Annotated in this window: 19 protein-coding genes; 11 read left to right on the top strand and 8 right to left on the bottom strand. The window is 73.7% G+C overall.

Annotated features, from left to right (window positions below; all coding sequences use genetic code 11):
* Window positions 1–163 precede the first annotated feature (163 nt).
* Window positions 164–1,744 carry a long-chain-fatty-acid--CoA ligase gene (locus tag ACFQ8E_RS07610; RefSeq protein ID WP_430549975.1) on the bottom strand — a complete coding sequence of 527 codons (1,581 nt, stop codon included), beginning with the start codon at window positions 1,742–1,744 and terminating at the stop codon, window positions 164–166.
* 157 nt (window positions 1,745–1,901) lie between these two features.
* Here ACFQ8E_RS07610 and ACFQ8E_RS07605 point away from each other — a divergent pair, with 157 nt between their 5' ends.
* Window positions 1,902–3,110 carry a TetR/AcrR family transcriptional regulator gene (locus ACFQ8E_RS07605; protein ID WP_430549974.1) on the top strand — a complete coding sequence of 403 codons (1,209 nt, stop codon included), beginning with the start codon at window positions 1,902–1,904 and terminating at the stop codon, window positions 3,108–3,110.
* A 7-nt stretch (window positions 3,111–3,117) separates the two neighbouring features.
* Here ACFQ8E_RS07605 and ACFQ8E_RS07600 read toward each other — a convergent pair whose 3' ends face one another.
* Window positions 3,118–4,632, bottom strand: coding sequence for an aldehyde dehydrogenase family protein (locus ACFQ8E_RS07600; protein ID WP_430549973.1), 1,515 nt, complete (start codon window positions 4,630–4,632; stop codon window positions 3,118–3,120).
* A gap of 121 nt (window positions 4,633–4,753) precedes the next feature.
* Here ACFQ8E_RS07600 and ACFQ8E_RS07595 point away from each other — a divergent pair, with 121 nt between their 5' ends.
* Entirely contained in the window at window positions 4,754–5,374 is a 621-nt protein-coding gene (locus ACFQ8E_RS07595) for a TetR/AcrR family transcriptional regulator (protein ID WP_430549972.1), read from the top strand.
* On the opposite strand, the gene ACFQ8E_RS07590 is transcribed toward ACFQ8E_RS07595, so the two are convergent.
* From ACFQ8E_RS07590 to ACFQ8E_RS07575, 4 genes are read right to left on the bottom strand one after another with little or no spacing between them, the layout of a single operon-like run.
* A complete protein-coding gene (locus tag ACFQ8E_RS07590) occupies window positions 5,349–6,440 on the bottom strand; it encodes an NAD(P)H-dependent flavin oxidoreductase (protein ID WP_430549971.1) in 1,092 nt (363 codons plus the stop codon). The genes ACFQ8E_RS07595 and ACFQ8E_RS07590 overlap by 26 nt on opposite strands.
* Window positions 6,349–8,538 carry a 3-hydroxyacyl-CoA dehydrogenase NAD-binding domain-containing protein gene (locus ACFQ8E_RS07585; protein ID WP_430549970.1) on the bottom strand — a complete coding sequence of 730 codons (2,190 nt, stop codon included), beginning with the start codon at window positions 8,536–8,538 and terminating at the stop codon, window positions 6,349–6,351. The genes ACFQ8E_RS07590 and ACFQ8E_RS07585 overlap by 92 nt, the downstream gene beginning before the upstream one ends.
* Complete coding sequence (locus ACFQ8E_RS07580) at window positions 8,535–9,761, bottom strand: acetyl-CoA C-acetyltransferase (RefSeq protein ID WP_430549969.1); 1,227 nt, start codon at window positions 9,759–9,761, stop codon at window positions 8,535–8,537. Before ACFQ8E_RS07580 ends, ACFQ8E_RS07585 begins: the two co-directional genes overlap by 4 nt.
* 8 nt (window positions 9,762–9,769) lie before the next feature.
* Window positions 9,770–10,930: an acyl-CoA dehydrogenase family protein gene (locus ACFQ8E_RS07575; protein ID WP_430549968.1), complete on the bottom strand. Its 1,161-nt coding sequence runs from the start codon at window positions 10,928–10,930 to the stop codon at window positions 9,770–9,772.
* Between the two features lie 149 nt (window positions 10,931–11,079).
* Here ACFQ8E_RS07575 and ACFQ8E_RS07570 point away from each other — a divergent pair, with 149 nt between their 5' ends.
* The 8 genes from ACFQ8E_RS07570 to ACFQ8E_RS07535 are packed head-to-tail and all read left to right on the top strand — an operon-like array spanning window position 11,080 to window position 18,890.
* Window positions 11,080–11,868 carry an SDR family oxidoreductase gene (locus ACFQ8E_RS07570; RefSeq protein WP_430549967.1) on the top strand — a complete coding sequence of 263 codons (789 nt, stop codon included), beginning with the start codon at window positions 11,080–11,082 and terminating at the stop codon, window positions 11,866–11,868.
* On the top strand, window positions 11,865–13,094 hold the full coding sequence (locus tag ACFQ8E_RS07565; protein ID WP_430549966.1) for an acyl-CoA dehydrogenase family protein: 1,230 nt from the start codon (window positions 11,865–11,867) through the stop codon (window positions 13,092–13,094). The genes ACFQ8E_RS07570 and ACFQ8E_RS07565 overlap by 4 nt, the downstream gene beginning before the upstream one ends.
* Window positions 13,091–14,197 carry a phosphotransferase family protein gene (locus ACFQ8E_RS07560; RefSeq protein ID WP_430549965.1) on the top strand — a complete coding sequence of 369 codons (1,107 nt, stop codon included), beginning with the start codon at window positions 13,091–13,093 and terminating at the stop codon, window positions 14,195–14,197. The genes ACFQ8E_RS07565 and ACFQ8E_RS07560 overlap by 4 nt, the downstream gene beginning before the upstream one ends.
* Complete coding sequence (locus ACFQ8E_RS07555; protein WP_430549964.1) at window positions 14,194–14,970, top strand: electron transfer flavoprotein subunit beta/FixA family protein; 777 nt, start codon at window positions 14,194–14,196, stop codon at window positions 14,968–14,970. The genes ACFQ8E_RS07560 and ACFQ8E_RS07555 overlap by 4 nt, the downstream gene beginning before the upstream one ends.
* 12 nt (window positions 14,971–14,982) lie before the next feature.
* Entirely contained in the window at window positions 14,983–15,963 is a 981-nt protein-coding gene (locus tag ACFQ8E_RS07550; RefSeq protein ID WP_430549963.1) for an electron transfer flavoprotein subunit alpha/FixB family protein, read from the top strand.
* The gene (locus ACFQ8E_RS07545; RefSeq protein ID WP_430549962.1) at window positions 15,960–17,318 is read left to right on the top strand and encodes a cytochrome b/b6 domain-containing protein; all 1,359 of its coding nucleotides are present in this window, start codon (window positions 15,960–15,962) and stop codon (window positions 17,316–17,318) included. The genes ACFQ8E_RS07550 and ACFQ8E_RS07545 overlap by 4 nt, the downstream gene beginning before the upstream one ends.
* 49 nt (window positions 17,319–17,367) lie before the next feature.
* Window positions 17,368–18,543 carry a bifunctional 2-methylcitrate synthase/citrate synthase gene (locus ACFQ8E_RS07540; protein WP_430549961.1) on the top strand — a complete coding sequence of 392 codons (1,176 nt, stop codon included), beginning with the start codon at window positions 17,368–17,370 and terminating at the stop codon, window positions 18,541–18,543.
* 53 nt (window positions 18,544–18,596) lie between these two features.
* Entirely contained in the window at window positions 18,597–18,890 is a 294-nt protein-coding gene (locus tag ACFQ8E_RS07535) for a hypothetical protein (RefSeq protein ID WP_430549960.1), read from the top strand.
* Window positions 18,891–19,321: 431 nt separating this feature from the next.
* On the opposite strand, the gene ACFQ8E_RS07530 is transcribed toward ACFQ8E_RS07535, so the two are convergent.
* Together ACFQ8E_RS07530 and ACFQ8E_RS07525 are read right to left on the bottom strand one after the other, a co-directional pair.
* Window positions 19,322–20,578 carry a tyrosine-type recombinase/integrase gene (locus ACFQ8E_RS07530; RefSeq protein WP_430549959.1) on the bottom strand — a complete coding sequence of 419 codons (1,257 nt, stop codon included), beginning with the start codon at window positions 20,576–20,578 and terminating at the stop codon, window positions 19,322–19,324.
* A 25-nt stretch (window positions 20,579–20,603) separates the two neighbouring features.
* A complete protein-coding gene (locus ACFQ8E_RS07525; protein WP_430549958.1) occupies window positions 20,604–20,819 on the bottom strand; it encodes a helix-turn-helix transcriptional regulator in 216 nt (71 codons plus the stop codon).
* Between the two features lie 147 nt (window positions 20,820–20,966).
* Between ACFQ8E_RS07525 and ACFQ8E_RS07520 the strand changes: the two genes are divergently transcribed.
* Window positions 20,967–21,857: a helix-turn-helix domain-containing protein gene (locus tag ACFQ8E_RS07520; RefSeq protein ID WP_430549957.1), complete on the top strand. Its 891-nt coding sequence runs from the start codon at window positions 20,967–20,969 to the stop codon at window positions 21,855–21,857.
* Window positions 21,858–21,911 lie beyond the last annotated feature (54 nt).

The raw sequence follows: 21,911 nt of genomic DNA, 5'->3' as shown, positions 1-21,911 counted from the left end.
GAGCACGAGGTCCACCAGCGGCGGCCGCTCCCCCCCCCGCGCGGCGCCCCCGCCCCCCCCGCCCCCGGGGCCGCGGGGGTCGGCCCCGGGCCACCCCCCGGCGGGCCGCGCGGCGGGGGCGGGGGGGGGGGCCCGCCGGGGGGCGGCGGGGCGGACGCCGTCGTCACGACGCGACCGTCACCGCGCCGCGGTCGCTCTCCCGCAGGGCCACCTTGTTCACCTTGCCCGACGCGTTCGTGGGGATCGCGTCGACGACGACGAGGTCCTTGGGCTGCTTGAAGCGGGCGAGCGTGTCGCCCAGCCAGTCCTGGAGCTCCGCGAGGCCGAGCGGCTCTCCGGGGGTCAGGACCACGGCGGCGACGGGCACCTCGCCCCAGCGCTCGTCGCGCCGGCCGTACACGGCCGCCGCGGCGATCCGCGGGTGCGCGAAGAGGGCGTTCTCCACCTCGGCGCAGTACACGTTCTCGCCGCCCGAGATGATCATGTCCTTGAGCCGGTCGACGACCCAGACGAAGCCGTCCTCGTCCTGGCGGACCAGGTCGCCCGAGTGGAACCAGCCGCCGTCGAAGGCTGCCGCCGTCTCGGCGGGCTTGCGCCAGTACCCCTTCATGAGGTTCGGCCCGCGGTAGACGATCTCCCCGATGCTCCCGGTCGGGACGTCGCGGAGCTCGGCGTCGACGATCCTCCACTGGACGGTGGGGACCGGACGCCCGACCGACCCGAGCTTGCGCAGCGCGTCCCGGCCGCGCAGCGCGCAGGTGATGGGGGAGAGCTCGGTCTGCCCGAAGACGGCGACGTTGAGGGCGTCGGGGAACGTCTCGGTCATCGTGCGCAGCAACGTGTCGGACGCCGGCGCGGCACCCCAGCTGATGACGCGCAGCCGCAGGTCGCGGTCGCGGATGCCGGGGACGGCGCAGATCGCCTGCCACTGCTGCGGCACGTTGAAGACGATGGTGGCACCCTCCCGCTCCCACGCGTCGACGAGCGCCGCGGCGTCGAAGGCGCCGAGCGGGTGGATGACGGTCGGGATGCCGACCACGAAGTTGGCGGCGATCGACCCGAGCCCGGCGATGTGGAACAGGGGCGCGGTGAGGAAGGCGACGTCGGACTCGTCGAAGATCTCGTTCACCCGCAGGACGGTGAGGGACTGCGCCGTCATGTTGAGGTGGTCGAGCATGGCGCCCTTGGGCCGCCCGGTGGTCCCCGACGTGTACATGATGAGACAGGTCGTGTCCTCGGGGACGTCGGGTGCGACGAAGCCGTCGAGGGGCTCGGCGAGGAGGTCCGCGATGCTCTCCTGCCCGTCGGCGGCGTCGCCCACCACGACGACGCCGCGGAGTCGGTCGGTGAGCTGCTGCGCGGCCGAGAGCAGGGGGGCGAGCGGCTGGTCGACGACCACGAGGTCCGCGTCGGCGTCGTCGACGACGTAGGCGATCTCGGCGGGGGAGAGCCGCACGTTCATGGGGACCGCGACGGCGCCGAGGCGGTTGATCGCGAAGACGGTCTCCACCACGAGGGTGTGGTTGAGCGTCAGGAGCAGGACGCGGTCGCCGAAGCCGACGCCGCGCCGCCGGAGCGCCGCGGCGAGGGTGTCCATGTGCCGGGCGGCGTCGGCCCAGGTGGTCACCTCGCCCTGGAAGGAGAAGGCGGTCGCGTCGGGCTTGGTCGCGGCGTGGGTGAGGACCTGGTTCATCCAGTGGTTGCGGCGGACAGTCGGGGGGATGGCGTCCGTGGCGTCGCTCATGGCATGCACCTCTTCGTACGTGAGCCGAGTCGGGGGCGTGGCGCCGTCGCCACGTCCCGTCCGTTCCTGCCGCCCGCGGGGGTCGACGAGATCATGTTACTCACCATTCACATCCGAGTGCCAGCCCCTGCGGGGGGCCGGCGTTAGTGTGTGCACCGTGAGCGAGGCGAGGGCGGCGGACCAGGTCAGGAGGCGCCCACGTGACCGGCGGCAGACCATCGAGGCGGCCGCCGCGGTCGCCTTCGCGGAGCGCGGGTACCACCGGGTGGCGATGCAGGACGTCGCCGACGCGGTGGGGATCACCGCGGCGGCGCTCTACCGGCACTTCGACAACAAGTACGAGCTGTTCCGCGAGATCGCGATGGACCTCGTCGCCCGGCTGACCGACGCGACCGCGGCGGTGGGGGAGGTGAGCGACCGCACTCCGGCGACGGCGCGCACGGAGGCCGCGGCCGTCCTCGACGCCGTCTCGGGCGAGACCGTCGCGATGCGGTCGTCGGGGAACATCTACCGCTGGGAGAGCCGCTACCTGCGCCCCGAGGACCGCCGGGCCCTGGCCGCGGAGTTCACGGCCCTGCGGCGCCGTCTCGCCGAACCCGCCGCGATGCTGCGGCCCGACCTCGACCCGCCGACGCTGGACCTCGTCGCCCTGGCCGCGCTGAGCGTGATCGCGAGCGTCACCGCCCACCGCACCCCGATGGCCGTCGCGGCGCTGCAGGCGCTGCTGCGCGAGGCGGCGATGCGCGTGCTCACCGAGGCGCCGGGTCCGGCGCCGACCGCGCCGGCGGAGGGGCACGGACCGGTCGAGGCCGCGCCGCCGGGCCGACGCCGCGACCAGCTCGCGCAGGCGGGGATCGCGGCGTTCGCCCGCAGGGGCTACCACGAGGCGTCGATCGAGGAGATCGCCGCCGCGGTGGGGATCACGCCGTCGGGCGTCTACCGACACTTCAGCGGCAAGTCCGAGATCCTGCGCACGGCGTGCGAGCGGGCCGCGGCGGCCCTGGACGCCGCGGCCGACGACGCGCTGGGCCGCCCCGACCCCCGCGAGGCGCTGCACAGCCTCGAGGCGGCGTACGTCCGCTTCGCCGTCGAGGACCGCGACCTCATGGACGTCTACACGGCGGACGTCGGTGCGCTCGACGCCGAGGACCAGCGCCGCCTGCGGCGGCTCCAGCGCGCGCACGTCGACGACTGGGTGGAGCTGCTCGGGCGGTTGCGTCCGGACCTCGACCCGCGCGACCTGCGGTTCCTCGTGCACGCCGGCTTCAACGTGGTCGCCGACCTGAGCGTCGCGCTGCGCCGCAGCCCGGCGCCCGAGGCCAAGCGGTGGATCGGGGCGGTGCTGGAGACCGTGCTGGGCGTCTGACGACGGCCTAGCCCCGGGAACCCTTCGACCGACCGTGGAGCAGCGGGATCATCCTGGCGACCAGGTGCATGTCCTTCTCGGTGCGGTCCATCGTCAGGAGGTTCAGCGCGGCCTTCCGGGTCTGGCGTGCCACGGACTTCACCGTGCTGAACTCGCGCAGGCCGTCGGCGCCGTGGATGCGACCGAAACCGGACTCCTTGACCCCGCCGAAGGGGAGGGCCGCGACCGCGGCGAACCCGAGCACCGAGTTCACGGTCACGACGCCGGCGCGCAGGGCGTCGGCGGCCGCCGACGCCGCGCGGGCGTCCTTGGTGAAGACCGCCGCGCCGAGCCCGTACGGGGTCGCGTTCGCCCGCTCGACCGCCTCCTCGAGGGAGGTGACGGTGTTGATCACGACGAGCGGGCCGAACGTCTCGTGCCGCACCGCGAGGGAGTGCTCGTCGACGTCGGTAACGACGATCGGGTCGATCACCCGGCCGTGCACGCTCTCGGTACCACCGAGCACCGCCGTGCCCGACCGCACGGCGTCCTCGACGTGCCGGCGCACCACGTCCGCCTGGGCGGGCAACGTCATCGGGCCGTACTGCGCGTCGGCGCCCGAGGTGCGCAGCCGTCCCGCCCGCTCCACGACACGGGACACGAGGGCGTCGCGCACCGTCTCGACGACGTAGACGCGCTCGACGCCCACGCACGTCTGGCCCGCGTTGCCCATCGCCCCGAAGACGACGAAGTCGGCCGCGGCGTCGAGGTCGGCGTCGGCCGCGACGAGCAGCGCGTCCTTGCCGCCGCACTCGGCCACGATCGGCACCAGCCGCTCGGCGGCGGCCGCCATGACCTTCTTCGCCGTCGCGGTGGAGCCCGTGAACGCGACCTTGTCGACGTCGGCCGCGACGAGCGCGGCGCCCGTCGCCCCGTCGCCCGTGACGGCGACGAGGACGTCGTGCCCCACGGCCTCCCGCCAGCGCTCGGCGAGCCACACGGCCGGGCCGGGCGTCAGCTCGCTGGGCTTGAAGACGACGGCGTTGCCGGCGGCGAGCGCGTACGAGATCGAGCCCATGGGGGTGTACAGCGGGTAGTTCCACGGCCCGATGACGCCCACGACGCCGTAGGGCTCGTAGCCGACCGTGGCGTGCTGGTTGTAGTTGACCAGGCCGGCGCGCACCCGGCGGCGGCGCAGCACGCGGGCGGCGTTCTTCGCCGCCCAGTCGAGGTGCCCCAGGGTGAGCATGACCTCGAGCAGGGCGTCGTCCGCCGGCTTCCCGGTCTCCGCGGCGATGAGGTCGGCCAGCTCCCGGGCGCGCAGCGCGACGTGCGACTTCCAACGCAGGAGGTGCGCGCGACGTCCGGCGAAGCCCTGCTCGCGCCACCAGCGGGCGCCGTCCCGGGCGCTGGTGACGGCGATGCCGACCTGGGCGGCGTCCGCCACCGGGTAGCTGGCGACGGGCTCGCCGTCGACGGGGCGGTACGTGGTGATCTGCCGGGCTTCCCGCCCGGCCTGGGCGGTCTGGTCCGCAAGCGTCATCGCCGGTCTCCTACTCCACGTCGAGCAGACAAGTAAATCGCGAGTCACACATTAGGGCCGCTCCGGGACGACGCGCAAGGATTTCTCTAATCTTGGTTAGAAATCAGGCTAGGATCGGAGCATGGACGTCACCGGGACGGAGGCGACGCGACCGGCGTCGAAATCGGCGCAGACGCGACAGCGCATCCTGGACGCGGCCGCCGAGGTGCTGTCGCGCAAGGGGTACGCGGGCACGCGCCTCGCCGACGTCGCCGCGGTCGCCGGCGTCCAGGCGCCCGCGATCTACTACTACTTCTCCTCGCGCGACGGTCTCGTCGAGGAGGTCATGTGGGAGGGTGCGCACCGCGTCCGGCTCCACGTCGAGGAGACGCTGGAGGCGCTGCCCGACGGCACCACCGCGATGGAGCGGCTCCTCGTGGCCGTGGACGCGCACCTGCGCTACGAGCTGCAGCTGTCCGACTACGCCACCGCCTCGATCCGCAACGCGGGGCACGTCCCGGAGCAGCTGCGGGTGCGCCCGGCCGCCGAGGAGGCGCTCTACAGCAGGCTGTGGCGCGACCTGTTCGTCGCCGCCCAGCAGGCGGGGGAGGTGCGCGCCGACCTGGACGTCAACACCTTCCGCCTGCTCCTGCTGGGGGCGATGAACTGGGTGGTCGAGTGGTGGAACCCGCGCACGCGCTCCCTCGACGAGCTGGTGGCGACCGCGCAGGGGATGGTCAGGCACGGAGCCGGGGCCGGCTGACCAGCTCCAGCCGGGCCCGCAGCACCTCCTCGGCCTCGGCCACGGTGCGGCGGACCACCTCCCCGGCGGCCGGGACGTCGTGGATGAGGCCCTGGACGAGCCCGACGGTCCAGATCCCCGCGTCGAGGTCGCCGTGCTCGAAGACCTTCCGGCCCCGGGCGCCCGCGACCAGGTCGCGTACGTCCTCGAACCGCCCGCCGCCCGCCAGGATCTCGACGACCTCGTCGCTGACGGCGTTCTTCGCGACCCGCGCCGTGTTGCGCAGGGAGCGGAAGATGAGGTTGGTGTCGAGCTCCGACCCGGCGACGATCCGCTCCTTCACGGCCGGCGCGACGGGCGACTCGACCGTGCACATGAACCGCGAGCCCATCGTGACCCCGTCGGCCCCGAGGGCCAGCGCCGCCGCCAGGCCCCGGCCGTCCGCGATCCCGCCGCAGGCGAGGAACGGGATCGTCAGCCGGTCCGCGGCGGCCGGGAGCAGCACCATGCCGGGCACGTCGTCCTCGCCGGGGTGACCGGCGCACTCGAACCCGTCGATCGACACCGCCGTCACCCCGACGGCCTGGGCCTTGAGCGCGTGCCGCACGCTGGTGCACTTGTGGATCACCCGCACCCCGTGGGCGCCGAACATCTCCATGTGCGGCTCGGGGTTGGAGCCGGCGGTCTCGACGATCGTGATGCCGGCGTCGACGATCGCCCGCCGGTACTCGTCGTACGGCGGCGGGTCGATCGCCGGCAGGATCGTGAGGTTGACGCCGAGGGGCTTGTCGGTCAGGCGGCGGGCCCGCTCGATCTCCCTGACGAGGTCGGCCGGGGTGGGCTGGGTGAGCGCGGTGATGATGCCCAGCCCGCCCGCCTCGGAGACCGCGGCGGCCAGCTCTGCCCGGCCGACCCACATCATGCCGCCCTGGACGACCGGGTGCTCGATCCCGAACGCCTCGGTGAAGCGCGTGCTGATCACGACGTCCCCCCGCTCACTCGTAGGTCTCGCCGGCGGCGGCCCGCGCGACCAGGGAGGCGGGTGGCCGGAACCGCTCGCCGTAGGTGTCAGCCAGCTCGTGCGCACGGGCGACGAAGCCCGTCAGGCCGCCGTCGTACTGGTTGACGTACTGCAGCACCCCGCCGGTCCAGGCGGGGAACCCGATGCCGTAGATCGACCCGACGTTGGCGTCCGCGACGGAGGTGAGCACGCCGTCGTCGAGGCAGGCGATCGCGTCCAGCGCCTCGGCGAAGAGCATCCGCTCCTGCAGGTCCACCAGGGGCACCCGGGCGCTCCCCGAGCCGTACCGGTCGCGCAGCCCCGGCCACAGGCGCGTGCGCCGGCCCGCCTCGTCGTAGTCGTAGAAGCCGCGCCGCGCCCTGCGTCCGGGCCGGTCCTGGTCGTCGACCATCCAGTCGACGACCGCCTCGGCGGGGTGCGCCGTCCAGGTGCCGCCCTCCGCCTCGTGCGCGGCCCGTGTCTCGGTGCGGATCTTCTGGGTGAGGGAGATCGTGAGCTCGTCGAGGAGCTGCAGAGGCCCCGCGGGATACCCGGCCTGGAGCGCGGCCTGCTCCACGGACGCGGGCTCGACGCCCTCGCCCACGGCGGCGACGGCCTCGTCGATGAACCGGCCGATCACCCGCGAGGTGAAGAAGCCCCGGGCGTCGTTGACGACGATGGGCGTCTTGCGGATCTGCAGCACGAAGTCGAAGACCTTCGCGAGGACGACGTCGCTGGTGCGCGCGCCCCGGACGATCTCGACCAGCGGCATCTTGTCGACGGGGGAGAAGAAGTGGATCCCGATGAAGTCCTCGGCCCGGTCGACCCCCTCGGCGAGCAGCGAGATCGGGAGGGTGGACGTGTTCGAGCCGAGCACGGCGTCGGGCTCGACGACGTCCTGGATCTCCCGGAACACGGACTGCTTGAGGTCGACGGACTCGAAGACCGCCTCGACGACGAAGTCCACGCCCGCGAAGTCGGCGGGGTCGTCGGTCGTGGAGATCCGCTCCAGGAGGGCCGCGCTCGCCTCCGGCGTCGTCCTCCCGCGGCCCAGGGCCTTCTCTTCGAGGCGGCGCCCGTAGTCCTTGCCCCGCTCCGCGGCACCCGCCGACGTGTCCTTGAGCACGACGTCGACGCCGCTGCGGGCGGCCACGTAGGCGATGGCGGCGCCCATCATCCCGGCGCCGACGACGCCGACCTTCTTCGCCCGGAACGTCGGGTACCCGGCGGGCCGGCTGGCGCCGGCGTTGATGCTCTCCAGGTCGAAGAAGAACGCCTTGATCATGTTCTTCGCGACCGGCGAGTGCGTGAGCTGCACCAGGTAGCGGGTCTCGATCGTCGAGGCGGTGTCGAAGTCGACGTACGCCCCCTCCACGGCGGCCGCCATCGCGGCGCGCGGCGCGGGCATCGGGGCCCCCTTGACCTGCCGACGCAGCATCGCGGGCATCGCCGCGAGCGCCTGTGCGAGGGACGGGGAGGTCGGCGCGCCGCCGGGCAGCCGGAAGCCCTTGACGTCCCACGGCTTGACCGGGTCGGGGTTCGCGGCGATCCATGCCTTCGCGCGGTCGCGGACCTCCGCCGCGGGGACCACCTCGTCGACGAGGCCGACCTCGAGCGCGCCCGCGGCGGTGAACTTCGTGGCCGGCAGGATGACGTCCGCCAGCGCCTTCTGTAGCCCGAGCATCCGCACCGTGCGGCTCACGCCGCCGCCGCCGGGCAGCAGGCCGAGGGAGACCTCGGGGAGGCCGAGGCGCAGGCCCTTGACGTCGCCGGCGGCGATGCGGTGGTGGGTGGCGAGCGCGACCTCGAGCCCCCCGCCCAGCGCCGTGCCGTCGATCGCGGCGACCACCGGCCGGCCGAGCCGCTCGATCCGGCGCAGCAGCGACTTCACGTGCTCGATGTCCGCGGTCTCCTCGGCCGACCGCGCCGGGTCGGCGGAGCGGAGCAGCTCGAGGTCCCCGCCGGCGAACCAGCTCTTCTTCGCCGACGCGAGGACGACGCCGGAGATCCGGTCGCGCTCGGCCTCGAGGCGCTCGACGCTCGCCTCGAGCGCGGCCCGGAAGTGGGCGTTCATGGTGTTGGCGCCGCGGTCGGGGTCGTCCATGGTGAGGGTGACGACGCCGTCCCCGTCCTCGTCCCAGGCGTACCCGCCCTGCACGCCCGCCCGGTCCTCGATGACGCTCATGCCGTCTCCCCTTCCACGACCCGCTCGATGATGGTGGCGATGCCCATGCCCGCCCCGACGCACAGCGTGGCGAGGCCGCGACGCAGGTCGCGGCGCTCCAGCTCGTCGAGCAGCGTGCCGAGGATCATCGCGCCCGTGGCGCCCAGGGGGTGCCCCATGGCGATCGCCCCGCCGTTGACGTTGACCTTGTCGTGCGGGATGCCGAGCTCGCGCTCCCACCGCATGACGACCGAGGCGAAGGCCTCGTTGAGCTCGAACAGGTCGATGTCGTCGACCGTGAGGCCCGCACGATCGAGCGCCTTGCGCGTGGCGGGGGCGGGGCCGGTGAGCATGATGGTGGGCTCCGAGCCCGTCACGGCGGTCGCGACGACCCGCGCCCTCGGCGTGAGGCCGAGGCGCTCGCCCACCTCCCGGCTGCCGACCACGACGAGGGCTGCGCCGTCGACGATGCCCGACGAGTTCGCGGCCGTGTGCACGTGGTCGATCGACTCGAGCCAGTGGTACTTCTGCAGCGCCACGGCGTCGTAGCCGGCCTGCGCCCCGGGGATCTCGAAAGCGGGCTTGAGGTGGCCCAGGCTCTCGACCGTGGAGCCCGGCCGGCGGTGCTCGTCGTGGTCGAGCAGCGTGACGCCGTTGAGGTCGCGCACCGGCACGACCGACCGGGCGAACCGGTCCTCGCGCCACGCCTCGTCGGCCCGCCGCTGCGACTCCACGGCGTAGGCGTCGACGTCCTCGCGGGAGAACCCGTCGAGCGTGGCGATGAGGTCGGCGCCGATGCCCTGCGGGACGAAGTAGAGGTCGTAGTTCGTGGTCGGGTCCTGCACGTAGGCGCCGCCGTCGGAGCCGATCGGCACGCGCGACATCGACTCGACGCCACCCGCCAGCACGAGGTCCTCGAAGCCGCTGGCGACCTTCTGGGCGGCGACGTTGACGGCCTCCAGGCCCGAGGCGCAGAACCGGTTGAGCTGGACGCCCGCGACGGTCTCGGGCAGGCCGGCGACGAGCGCCGCGGTGCGGGCGATGTCGCCGCCCTGCTCGCCGACGGGCGAGACGACGCCGAGCACGATGTCGTCGACGGCCGCCGGGTCGAGCGTGGGGTGGCGCTCGCCGAGGGCGTGGATCAGCCCCACGACCAGGTCGACGGGCTTGACGCCGTGGAGCGCCCCGCCGCGGTTCTTGCCGCGCGGCGTGCGGACGGCGTCGTAGATGTATGCCTCTGTCACGGATGTCCTCACAGCCCGAGGCCCCGACCGACGATCTCCTTCATGATCTCGGTCGTGCCTCCGTAGATGGTGGTGATGCGGGCGTCCTCGTAGTCCCGCGCGATGCGGTACTCGCGCATGTAGCCGTAGCCGCCGTGGAGCTGCAGGCAGCGGCCCACGACGTCGACGTACTGCTCGGTGGTCCAGAACTTGGCGGCGGCGGCGTCCTCGGGATCCAGGGATCCCGCGTCGTGCCGCTTCAGGCAGCCGTCGATCAGCGCGCGGCCGGCGCGCACGGCCGTGACCATCTCGGCGAGCTCGAAGCGGGTGTTCTGGAACGACCCGATCGGCTGCCCGAAGGCCTGTCGCTGCTTGACGTACTCCAGCGTGCGCTCCAGCACGCCCTCGCTGGAGGCGACGGCGGCCGCGGCGATGGAGATGCGCTCCTGCGGGAGGTTGCGCATGAGGCCCGCGAACCCCGTGCCCTCCTCGCCGAGCAGGTTCGTGGCCGGGACGCGCACGCCCTGGAAGGCGAGCTCGCTCGTGTCCTGGGCGTGCAGGCCGATCTTGTCGAGCCGGCGCCCCCGGGAGAAGCCGGGGGAGTCGGCGGGGATCACGAGCAGGCTCAGCCCACGGTGCGGGTGCTCCCCGGTGCGCACGGCCGTGACCACCAGATCGGCGTTCTGCCCGTTGGAGATGAAGATCTTGGACCCGTCGACGACGTAGTCGTCGCCGTCGCGGACCGCCGACGTGCGGATCCCCGCGAGGTCGCTGCCGGTGCCGGGCTCGGACATCGCCACGGCCACGACGGTCTCGCCGGCGGCGATGCCGGGGAGCCAGCGCTGCTTCTGCTCCTCGGTCGTCAGGTCGGTGAAGTAGGGGATGACGATGTCGTTCGACAGCGCGATGCCGGCCATCCCGGACGACACGGGGTGGCGGGCGAGCTCCTCGCCCATCACCGCGTTGAAGCGGAAGTCGTCCGACCCGCCGCCGCCGAAGCGCTCCGGGATGCCGAACCCGAGGATCCCCGCCTCGGCCGCCTGGACGAAGAGCTTGCGGTCGACCCGCCCCTCGGCGTCCCAGCGGTCGGCGTGGGGGCGCGCGTACTGCTCCACGAAGGCGCGCACCATGTCGCGGAACTGCTCGTGCTCGTCCTCGTACAGGTCACGCGGCCCGATGATGCCGGTCATGCTGCCTCCGATCATCCTTGATCTCGACGTCCCACTTTTTATACCATGTTAGAAACCGCGGCTGCCAGGGCTTGATCCTGACCTCTAGTCATGATGCGATGCTCACAAGGTTTGAATCTGCATTAAGCAATCGCGCAAGGGAGCGTGACATGGGAGAGCACCCCTCCCCGACGACGGGCGGCGACCGGCTGCGTGGCCGCGTCGCGGTCGTCACCGGGGCGAGCCGCGGCATCGGGCACGCGATCGCGCGGCGCTTCGCGGCCGAGGGCGCCGCGCTCGTGCTGACCGCGCGGTCGGCGGACGCGCTGGCGTCCGCGGCGGAGTCGCTCGGGGACGGCGTCCCGGTGCGCGTCGTGGCCGGCCGCGCCCAGGACCCCGCGCACCGGCGCGAAGCGATCGGTACCGCCGTGCGCGAGCTCGGCGGGCTGGACGTCCTGGTCAACAACGTCGGCATCAACCCCGTGTACGGGCCGCTGGTCGACCTGGACCCCGAGGCGGCCCGCAAGATCCTGGACGTCAACGTGCTGGGCACGCTGGGCTGGGTCCAGGAGGCCTGCGCCGCCGGGCTGGGCGCACGGGACGGCGCGGCCGTGCTCAACATGTCGTCGGTGGCCGGGGCCGTGCCGTCGCCGGGGATCGGGTGGTACGGGGTGAGCAAGGCCGCGGTCTCGCACCTCACCGTGACGCTGGCGGCCGAGCTCGGCCCCCGGGTCCGGGTCAACGCGCTCGCCCCGGCGGTCGTGCGGACGCAGTTCGCGCGCGCCCTGTACGAGGGGCGCGAGGAGGAGGTGGCCGCGGCCTACCCGATGCGGCGGCTGGGCAGCCCGGACGACGTGGCGTCCGCAGCCGCCTACCTCTGCTCCGACGAGGCGGGCTGGGTCACCGGCCAGGTGCTGACCCTCGACGGCGGGCTGCTGGCCGCGGGAGGGACGGCGTGAGCGCGCGGGGGACGGTGGGCGCCGTCGACGTCGCCGGTGTCGTGGAGCGCACCCGCCGCTTCGTCCGGGACGTCGTCCTCCCCGCGGAGCCGCCGGCGGGGACGGCCCTCGACGCCGCCGGGCGCCGCGCGCTGCAGCAGCGGGCGCGCGAGGCGGGCGTCTTCGCCCCGCACGTGCCGGTCCGCCTCGGCGGGCTGGGGCTGCCGCTGGGCGCGTGGTCCGCCGTCTTCCAGGAGGCCGGGTACTCCCCGGTCGGGCCCGCGGCCCTGAACTGCATGGCCCCGGACGAGGGGAACGTGCTGCTGCTCGAGAGGATCGCCTCCGCCGAGCAGCAGGAGCGGTTCCTCGCCCCGCTCGCCGCCGGCGAGGCGCGGTCGTGCTTCGCCATGACCGAGCCGCACCCCGGAGCCGGGTCGGACCCGGCCGCGCTGGCCACCACCGCCCGCCGCGTCGACGGGGGCTGGGTGCTCGACGGCGAGAAGCGGTTCGTCTCGGGGGCCGAGGAGGCGGACTTCGCCATCGTCATGGCCCGCACGCCCGACCTCGGGGACGACGCCGCGACGCTCTTCCTCGTCCGTACCGACGCCGACGGGTTCGAGCTCGGCCACCGCATCCGCACGCTCGAGCGGGCGATCACGGGCGGGCACCCGCACGTCTCGCTCACCGACTGCTTCGTGGCCGACGGCGACGTGCTGGGCACGCCCGGCGAGGGCTTCCGCCACGCGCAGGTGCGCCTCGGCCCCGCCCGGCTCACGCACTGCATGCGCTGGCTGGGCCTCGCCCGTCGGGCCCACGACACGGCGCTCGACCGGGTGCGGCACCGCGAGCTGTTCGGCGCCCCGCTCGCCGACCTGGGGCTGGCCCAGGGCATGCTCGCCGACTCCGAGATCGACCTCGCCAGCAGCGCCGCCCTGATCGACCGGGCGGCCGCGGCGCTGGAGGACGGCGACGTCCGGGCGGGTGCGCAGGCCTCGTCGATCGCCAAGGTGCACTGCTCCGAGGCCGTGGGCCGCGTCGTCGACCGGGCCGTGCAGCTGTGCGGGGGAGACGGCGTCACGCTCGAGCTGCCGCTGGCCGCGTTCCTCGACGAGGTGCGCCCGTTCCGCGTCTACGACGGGTCGAGCGAGACGCACCGCTGGGCGATCGCCCGCCGCGCCGTCGCGCGCCGGCGCCGGGAGGTCGAGGCGGGCGAACGGGTCCTGGACCGGGCGGAGGGGCGACGATGACGGCGCTCGCGAGCGCGCCGGACGGCGTCGACGTCGTGCGTGCGCTGCCCGCGGGGGACGACGGCGCCGCACCCGCGCGACCGCCGCTGCTGGTGCTCGAACCGCTCGGGCGCTTCCTCGACGGCGTGGGGATGCCCGCCGGGGAGCTGGCATGGCGGCGGATCGGCGACGGCCAGGCGAACGTCACGTACGAGCTGCGGCGCGGCGGGGACCGCGTGGTCCTCCGGCGCGGCCCGCGGCCCCCCTTCCCGCCGTCGGCCCACGACATGCTGCGCGAGGCGCGCGTCGTCGCGGCGGTGGGGGCGGCGGGCGTGCCGGTGCCGGTCGTCCGTGCGGTCTGCGACGACCCTGCCGTCGTGGGGGCGCCGTTCTACCTCATGGAGCTGGTCGAGGGGCAGGTGGTGACGGACCACCTCCCCGCGGGCTTCGACGGCCGCGGCGCCCGCGCCGACCTGGTGCACGCCGCGGTCGACGCGCTCGCGGACCTGCACGCCGTCCCGCTCGACGGCGACGTCGCCGGCCTCGGGCGGCCGGACGGCTACCTGGACCGCCAGGTCCGCCGGTTCGCCCAGCTGTGGCCGCTGAACACCCGGCGGTCGGTGCCGCTCGTCGAGACCCTGGCCGGGCGGCTGGCCGCCACCCGGCCGGCACCCGCGCGCGCCGCCGTCGTGCACGGGGACTACCGGCTGGGGAACCTGATGTTCGCCGCCCCCGGGCGGGTGGCGGCGATCCTGGACTGGGAGATGGCGACGCTCGGCGACCCGCTCGCCGACCTCGGCTACCTCGTCGCGACCTACTCCGCGCCCGGGGCCGCGCCCACGCCGATGGACCTCACGCCCGTCACCGCCGGGCCGGGGTTCCCCACGCGCACGGACCTCGTCGACCGGTACGCGGCGCGCACCGGCGCCGACGTAGGGGAGCTGCCGTGGTACGAGGCGCTCGCCCTGTGGAAGTCGGCGATCTTCTGCGAGGCCATCTACACCCGGTGGCTCGACGGGCAGCGGCCCGACGACGCCTTCGCACCGGCGCTCGCCGACGGCGTCCCCGCGCTCGCCGAGGCCGCCGCGCACGCACTGCACCGTCACGAGAGAGGAAGCCGATGAAGATCGCCGTCCTGATGAAGGTGGTCCCGGACACGTACGGCGACCGCACGCTGTCCCTCGAGACGGGGCTCGCGGAGCGCAGCGCCGACGACGCCGTCCTCGACGAGATCGACGAGCGGGCGCTCGAGGCGGCCCTGGCCCACGCGGACGACCACCCCGACACCGACGTGGTCGTGATCGCCATGGCGCCCGAGCTCGCGCAGACCAGCCTCCGCAAGGCGCTCGCCATGGGGGCGACGTCGGCCCTCCAGGTGGTGGACGAGAGGCTGGTCGGCGCGGACGTCGTCCTGACCGCCGAGGTGCTCGCCGCCGCGGTGCGGCACGCGGGAGCCGACCTCGTCGTCGCGGGCGACGCGTCCACCGACGGGGCCGGGGGAGCGGTGCCCGCCGCCGTGGCGGAGACGCTCGGCGTGCCGTGCGCGACGGCGCTGCGCGAGGTCACGATCACGGACACCGAGGTCACCGGCGTGCGGGTGTCGGACGCCGCCACGCTGCGCGTCTCGGCGCCGCTGCCCGCGGTCGTCTCCGTGACCGAGGCCGCGCCGGGGCCCCGGCTGACGGGCTTCAAGGGGATCATGGCCGCCAAGAAGAAGGTCGTCGAGACCGTCACGGCGACCGACCTGGGGGTGGACCCCGAGCCCTCGGACGCCGCGCGCTCGATCATGACCGCGATCACCCGTCGGCCGCCACGCACGGCCGGCACCAGGATCGTCGACACGGGCGACGCCGGCGAGCAGCTGGCGGCCTTCCTCGTCGACCACCGGCTGGCCTGAGGAGGCGACGACATGACCGACGTCCAGGAAGAACCCGTCCTGGTCCTGGTGGACCGTGAGCCGCACGGAGGGCTCGCGCGATCGTCGGCGGGGCTGCTGGCGGCCGCCGCGTCGATCGGCAGCCCCGTGGCGCTCGTCGTGGGGGCGGGCGCCGACGACCAGGCGCCCGCGGCCGCGCGCCTCGGGGCCCGCCGCGTGCTGCTCGCCCCCGGGGACGCGGAACGTCTCGGCGTGCCGGTCGTCGACGCCCTCGAGGCCGCGGCCGAGCTCGTCCGGCCCGCCGCGGTCCTCGTGTCGCACTCGGTCGAGGGCCGGGAGGCGGCCGCGCGCTACGCGGTGCGGTCGCGCTCGGCGCTCGCCCTCGACGCGGTGGGCGTGTCGCGGGACGACGAGGGCGTCGTCGCGCACCACGCGGCCTACGGCGGCACGTACCTCGTCGACTCGGCCGCGACCTTCGGCGCCCCGGTCGTCACGCTGCGCGTCGGCGCCGTCGACGACCGCGCCCCGGCCGTCGACGACCCGCAGGTGGAGGCGCTCGCGGTCCCCGGGTCGGGGAGGCCCGCGGCCACGGTGCTCGCCGTCGAGCCCGTCGAGTCGGGCTCGACCCGGCCCGAGCTGCGCGGGGCGGGCACGGTCGTGTCCGGCGGGCGCGGGCTGGGGTCGGTGGAGGGCTTCGCCCTGGTCGAGCAGCTCGCGGACACCCTCGGCGGCGCGGTCGGTGCCTCCCGGGCGGCGGTCGACGCGGGTTACGTCGCCGCGTCCTGCCAGGTCGGGCAGACGGGTGTGACGGTGTCGCCGCGGCTGTACGTGGCGCTCGGCATCTCGGGCGCGATCCAGCACCTCGCGGGGATGCAGACCGCGCAGACCATCGTCGTCGTCAACTCCGACGAGCACGCGCCCCTGTTCGAGATCGCCGACTTCGGCGTGGTGGGCGACGTCTTCGAGGTGGTGCCCCAGCTCGTCGCGGCGCTCGAGGCGAGGCGGGACGCATGACGCGCCAGGGGCTGCCGCGCCGGCCCGGCGGCCCGCCGTGGCCGCCGGTGGACGGCGCGGACGCCGGCACGGCGGAGGTCGCGCACGCGACGACGCGAGCGGACGGTCCGACCGGGGCCGGGACGGCCGGCGGGGCGGCCGCACCCGGTGGGGTGCGGCAGGGCCTGCCGCGCGTCGCCCGGTCGACGACGGCGGGCGCCACCGCGGAGCCGGGAGCCGCCCTCGCCCAGACTGCTCCCGCCGCCGCTCCCGCCGCTGCGGTCGGCACACCTCTGCGGCGTGGCCTGCCGAGGACCGCGGGCGGGGCGCCGTGGCCCCCGGCCGGGGTCGTGCCGCCCGGGCGGGAACCGTCCGTCCCCGTCACACCGGACGACCGGCCGGCGGAGCCGCCGCCCACGGTTGAGCCCGCGCCGTCGTCGCCCGTGCCCGAGCCGGTGGCCCCACCCGTCGCGGCAGCCCCGCGCCGCCGTCGGCTCCCGGCGTGGGCGGGCCGGACGGGGATCGCGGCCGCCGTGGCGGCGGTCGTCTTCGGGCTGCTCGTCCTGGCCGCGCGCTGGTGGGTCGGCACCGACGCCGGGCGGGGCTTCCTCGCGACCTACCCGGGTACCGCCCCGATGCCCGACGATGCGCCGGTGGGCATCCCGGCCTGGCTGGCGTGGCAGCACTTCTTCAACGTGTTCCTGCTGGTGCTGGTGGTGCGGACCGGGTGGCAGGTGCGGCTGCAGCGCCGTCCCGCGGCGTCGTGGGCACCCCGCGCGGACCCGGGGGCGCGCATCGGCCTCATGGCCTGGGCGCACCAGGCGCTCGACGTGCTCTGGGTGGCCAACGGCGCGGTCTACATCGTGCTGCTGTTCGTGACCGGTCAGTGGGTGCGGGTCGTCCCGACCAGCTGGACCGTCGTCCCGGAGGCCCTGTCGGCCGGGCTCCAGTACCTGTCGCTGCAGTGGCCCACCGAGGACGGGTGGGTGCACTACAACGGCCTCCAGCAGCTCGCCTACTTCGTGACCGTCTTCGTCGCGGCGCCCCTGGCGATCCTCAGCGGCGTGCGGATGAGCGTGTACTGGCGGTCCCGGCCCGCCGCGGACCGGCTCGTCCCGATCGGGCTCGCCCGCCGCGTCCACTTCCCGGTGATGCTCTACTTCGTCGCGTTCGTCGTCCTGCACGTGGCCCTGGTGCTCGCGACGGGGGCCCGGCGCAACCTCGACCACATGTTCGGCGCGCGCGACGACGGGAGCTGGGTCGGCCTCGCGATGTTCCTCGTCTCCGTCGTGGTGATCGCAGGTGCCGCCGCCGCGATGCGCCCCGTCGTCGTCGCGCCGGTGGCCCGGCGCTTCGGCACGGTCAACGGGCGCTGAGCATCCCTCCCTGCCACGAACGTCCATCTCCCAGAGTGAAGGAGCGACCATGAGCGACACCGTCGAGATCAGGAAGGGCCTCGCGGGGGTGACGGTCGACCGCACCGCGGTCTCGTCCGTCAACGCCGCGACGAACTCGCTGCTGTACCGGGGATATCCCGTCCAGGAGCTCGCCGCGACCGCCTCGTTCGAGGAGGTGGTGCACCTGCTGTGGCACGGGGAGCTCCCCGACGCCGCCCAGCTCGAGCGCTTCGTGGCGGCCGAGCGCCGTCACCGCGCGCTCGACCCTGCCCTGGTGCAGGTGATCGACGGGCTGTCGTCCGCCGCCCACCCGATGGACGTGGTGCGCACCGCCGTCAGCGTCCTCGGCACGGAGGACCCGGACGCGTGGGACCACGAGCCGGACGCCGTCCTCGACAAGGCCCTCGTGCTGTACGCGAAGCTGCCCACCGTCGTCGCGCACCTGCAGCGCCGCCGCCGCGGGCTGCCGCCGGTGCCCCCGCGCGACGACCTGGGGTATGCCGCCAACTTCCTGTGGATGTCGTTCGGCGAGGAGCCGGACGACGTCGCGCGCCGGGCGTTCGACGTCTCGATGACGCTGTACGCGGAGCACTCGTTCAACGCGTCGACGTTCGCCGCGCGCGTCGTCAGCTCGACCCTGTCGGACTACTACAGCGCGATCGTCGCGGCCGTCGGCGCGCTCAAGGGCCCGCTGCACGGCGGGGCGAACGAGGCCGTCATGCACACCTTCGCCGAGATAGGGACGGCGGACGCCGCGGCCGGTTGGCTCGACGACGCCCTCGCGGCCAAGCGGAAGGTCATGGGCTTCGGGCACCGGGTCTACAAGCGCGGCGACTCGCGGGTCCCCACCATGAAGTCCGCGCTCGACACCCTGGTGGAGCACTACGGCCGCCCCGACCTGGCGGCCCTGTACGACGCGCTCGAGGACGAGTTCGTGGGCCGCAAGGGCATCTACCCCAACCTCGACTACCCGTCGGGCCCGGCGTACCACCTCATCGGCTTCGACACGGAGCTGTTCACCCCGATCTTCGTCGCCTCGCGCATCGCGGGGTGGACGGCGCACGTCCAGGAGCAGCTCGCGTCCAACGCGCTCATCCGCCCGCTCAGCGCCTACGACGGCGTGGCCGAACGGCACGTCGCGGGCTACGTGCCCGACGACGCCGCGCTCGCGGCCGCGACCCGGGAGGTGGAGCGGGCGGGGTGACCCGCGCCGCTCGCGGGTAGAACACCTGTTCGAACCGGGGCTATCCTGCTCCCGTGGGAAGCAGGCGACGAGACGAGGCCGGCGGATCGTCAGGTGCGGTCGACCGGGTGCCGCTGCGCGACGCCGCCGAGGGGGCGCCGGGGAGATCGCGCGACGGGGCGCACGTCACGCGCCCCGAGCGCGGGATCCCCGTGCGCGCCTGGATCACGTCGCGGCAGTCCGGCGAGCAGCTCGTCGACGGCGAGGCGACCGCCTGGACCGACGCGCAGGTGCACGTGCGCTATGTCGACTCCCACGGTCGCGAGGGCTTCGTCTGGCTGTGGGCGGGTGCCGTCAGGAGGCGGTAGCCGGGCGTCGTGCGCGCGGTCGCGCTCCGCGCTGTCGAGTCGGTGGGCCGCGACCTAGCCTGAGAAGGCGACCCGTGGCGGCCGTCGCCACGCCCGCGTCGTCGAGAGGAGCACGTCATGAGGGACGTGCGTTGCATGCTGGGCATGCACAAATGGCTCCGGCGCCAGAACGAGGACTCGCAGTACCTGCTCTGCGCCCGCTGCGGGCGGGACCGGCCGACGGACGGGCGGGTGCCGCCGATCGGGCGGATGGCCTGACGTCACCTACGTGAGCCACCGTCGGCCACCTGCGCCGTCCGGCGCCGAGCCGGGTCCTGCCGTGCTGGCGGGGACGCCGAACGGCGGCCCGCCCCGAAGGGTGGGCCGCCGTCCTGGCGACGTCAGCGGGCCCCTGCGGGCCGCCGATCAGATGTCGTAGGACAGAGGAAGAATTACGCACTGACCTGCGGCGACGCCGCCGATTCGGCCGAAGATCCCGCAGGGATCCCACGAAAGACCGCGTCGATGGCGCGCCGGGTGCGTTCGTCGGACGTCGGCAGCAGGTGCGTATAGACCCGGAGCGTGAAGCCTGGGTCGGAGTGTCCGAGGTACTCGGAGAGGGCCTTGATGGTCTCCCCGGCGTCGAGCAGGACGCTCGCGTAGTGGTGGCGCAGGGCGTGCATGCCGTTCTCGCGGGTGAGGTCGATACGGAGCGAGGCCGGGGCATCCTCGTCGGGGTGCGCGTCGGCGAAGCGCTCGACGACGGCGGCACTCGCCGCGCTGAGCGCACGCTTCCAGACGTAGGTGTTGAAGTGGTTGCGGTTGAGGGCCTTGCGCTCGCGGCTGGTGACGACGAGACGTGCCTCCGCCGCCTCCCCGGTGGTGACCTTCCACGGGAGGGTCACAGTCACGGCGGGATGGCTGGCGAGATGGGCGGCGAGGTCGTCCCGGATCGAGTCGGGGAGCGGGATCTCACGAATCCTCTCGTTCTTCGGCGGAGCGAACACCTGGCGGTTGCCGTGGAAGAGCTTGACCTGCCGTCGCACGGTGACCTTGCCGTGCAGGAAGTCGACGTCGTCGATAGCGAGGCCGAAGATCTCGCCCTGGCGCAGTCCGAGGCCGGCGCCAAGGTCGATGACGATGCGGTACCTCTCGGGGAGGGCATCGCGAACGGCAAAGACTCGTTCGGGCGCCCATGGGACTACCTTGCGGCGTCGCACCTTCGGCCGACTGACTGAGGGTGCTTTACAGGGGTTCTTCCGGATGAGCTCGTCGTCGACGGCCGCGCTGAGGACGGCCGAGACGTTCGTGAAGATGACCTGTCGTGTCGTGGCGGCGAGCCGGTGCAGGCTCCGTAGCCAGGCCTGGATGGTCGACGGCTTGATCGCACCGAGCTGCTTGCTGCCGAGTACAGGGAACGCGTGGATGCGTAGCCGCAGCTCGACCGCTTCGTGAGTCGATGCGTCGAAGGTCTGGGCCGCGAGCCAGCCGGTGGCATAGTCGCGGAAGGTGATCTGCCCGGCGGTCGGATCGATGTACTCGCCCCGCAACAGCTCGGCGTCGATCTCGCGGCGCTTGCGTTCGGCGTCGCTCTTGCGGTCAAAGGAGCGCATGCGTTGGCGTCCGGAAGGGTCGCGCCAGCGGGTGACCCAGAAGGTCGTGACCCTCCCGTCGTCCGTGTGGCGGGTGCGCTTCTCGACGCTCGCCATGATCGGCTTGTCCTGGTCGGTCCGGTCACTGGTGCCGACGACGGCTCGGGATCGCGCCGTCGGGCGGTTCGAGGGAGCGAAGCCACTTCTGGACGTCCTCCGTCCGGTAGCGGATGTAGCGCCCCACCCGAATTCCCTTAGGTCCCTTGCCCTGTTCGCAGCGCCACCGATACAGCGTGGTGACAGGGACCTGGAGGTAGTCGGCGACCTCGTTGATCGTGAGCATGCGGGTGGTGTCCATGGCGTCGTCCCCTTCGACTGGTGCGTGACAGTCCGCCGGTTGCTCCCAACGTACGCGCGTTCGCCAGCAGTGCGCAAGATATGCGCAGCGAATCATCGAGCGCGTTGTTCTTGCGCGGAACTGTGTCCGTGTCGCTAGTCTGGCGCCATGTCGAACGACTGGTCTCGCGCGTGGACGGCTCAGATCGGCCTGCGAATCCGGGAGGCGCGGCTGAGGAGTGGGCTGTCGACGCAGGAGCTGGCCGATCGCACGGTCGAGATCGGCTACCCGATGGCGCGAGCGTCGATCGGCAACCTCGAGACCCGGCCACGGGCCAAGATCTACCTGCAGGACGTGACGGTGCTCGCCGCAGCGCTGGGTGTACCGGTCGTGGAGCTGCTCTATCCACTGGATCCCGTGGTGATCGAGACCGCAGGGCCGGGCCTCGATGATGACGGCCCGTACGCGGTTCTGAGGAACTCGAGCGTCGAGATGCTGCCCGGCGAGGCCGAGACAGGACACCGCGCGGCGGGATGGTTCACCGGGGGATACGGACGAAGCCTTGAGGCGCGCATCGTCGCGATGGACGCCGTGGCGAAGTTCGTCGCACGTGAGCGTCTGTTGGTCACGTTGGAAACAGACGAGGAGATCGGCGAGCTGCGCGAACGCGCTGAGTTGGCCAACGCTCCGTCGCCCGACGAGTTCCTCCCGGTGCTCCGCATGGAGGTTCACGACCTCGCCGTGGCTGCCGAACTGGCATGCCGGGCCTACGACGAGGTGGCAGAAAGGGCGCGCGACCGACAAGCGGCCGTCGCCGCCGAGGAACGTGAAGCGGCCCAGCGTTGGGCGACGTCGCGGCCGGAGCCGTACATCGCGGACCCGATGCAGCGACCGGACCTACAGCACGTGTTCGGAATCGGCGGGATACCTGCACCGGCCAGTCCTGCAGTGGACCGGCGTGTGCACGTGCGGCTCTCGCGCGAGCGGAGCCGCCCGACGTCCTACTACGCAATGGATGAGCCGCAGGCCGAACCGCCTGCTGCGCCGGACCGGGCCTGAAGGCTGAACGCACCCTGCCGGCACGAGCCCGCCCGCCAGGTTGTCCCGCCGGAG

It is taken from the genome of Isoptericola sp. NPDC056573, assembly GCF_042793335.1.
In the GTDB taxonomy this organism is placed as follows: Bacteria; Actinomycetota; Actinomycetes; order Actinomycetales; family Cellulomonadaceae; genus Isoptericola.
This window is presented reverse-complemented; position numbering and strand designations above follow the sequence as displayed.

Excerpts from the sequence above, each read along its gene's own strand:
- ACFQ8E_RS07610 (WP_430549975.1), bottom strand. The coding sequence starts at position 1,744 with ATGAGCGACGCCACGGACGCCATCCCCCCGACTGTCCGCCGCAACCAC.
- ACFQ8E_RS07600 (WP_430549973.1), bottom strand. The coding sequence starts at position 4,632 with ATGACGCTTGCGGACCAGACCGCCCAGGCCGGGCGGGAAGCCCGGCAG.
- ACFQ8E_RS07595 (WP_430549972.1), top strand. The coding sequence starts at position 4,754 with ATGGACGTCACCGGGACGGAGGCGACGCGACCGGCGTCGAAATCGGCG.
- ACFQ8E_RS07585 (WP_430549970.1), bottom strand. The coding sequence starts at position 8,538 with ATGAGCGTCATCGAGGACCGGGCGGGCGTGCAGGGCGGGTACGCCTGG.
- ACFQ8E_RS07575 (WP_430549968.1), bottom strand. The coding sequence starts at position 10,930 with ATGACCGGCATCATCGGGCCGCGTGACCTGTACGAGGACGAGCACGAG.
- ACFQ8E_RS07570 (WP_430549967.1), top strand. The coding sequence starts at position 11,080 with ATGGGAGAGCACCCCTCCCCGACGACGGGCGGCGACCGGCTGCGTGGC.
- ACFQ8E_RS07560 (WP_430549965.1), top strand. The coding sequence starts at position 13,091 with ATGACGGCGCTCGCGAGCGCGCCGGACGGCGTCGACGTCGTGCGTGCG.
- ACFQ8E_RS07555 (WP_430549964.1), top strand. The coding sequence starts at position 14,194 with ATGAAGATCGCCGTCCTGATGAAGGTGGTCCCGGACACGTACGGCGAC.
- ACFQ8E_RS07550 (WP_430549963.1), top strand. The coding sequence starts at position 14,983 with ATGACCGACGTCCAGGAAGAACCCGTCCTGGTCCTGGTGGACCGTGAG.
- ACFQ8E_RS07545 (WP_430549962.1), top strand. The coding sequence starts at position 15,960 with ATGACGCGCCAGGGGCTGCCGCGCCGGCCCGGCGGCCCGCCGTGGCCG.
- ACFQ8E_RS07540 (WP_430549961.1), top strand. The coding sequence starts at position 17,368 with ATGAGCGACACCGTCGAGATCAGGAAGGGCCTCGCGGGGGTGACGGTC.
- ACFQ8E_RS07530 (WP_430549959.1), bottom strand. The coding sequence starts at position 20,578 with ATGGCGAGCGTCGAGAAGCGCACCCGCCACACGGACGACGGGAGGGTC.
- ACFQ8E_RS07525 (WP_430549958.1), bottom strand. The coding sequence starts at position 20,819 with ATGGACACCACCCGCATGCTCACGATCAACGAGGTCGCCGACTACCTC.
- ACFQ8E_RS07520 (WP_430549957.1), top strand. The coding sequence starts at position 20,967 with ATGTCGAACGACTGGTCTCGCGCGTGGACGGCTCAGATCGGCCTGCGA.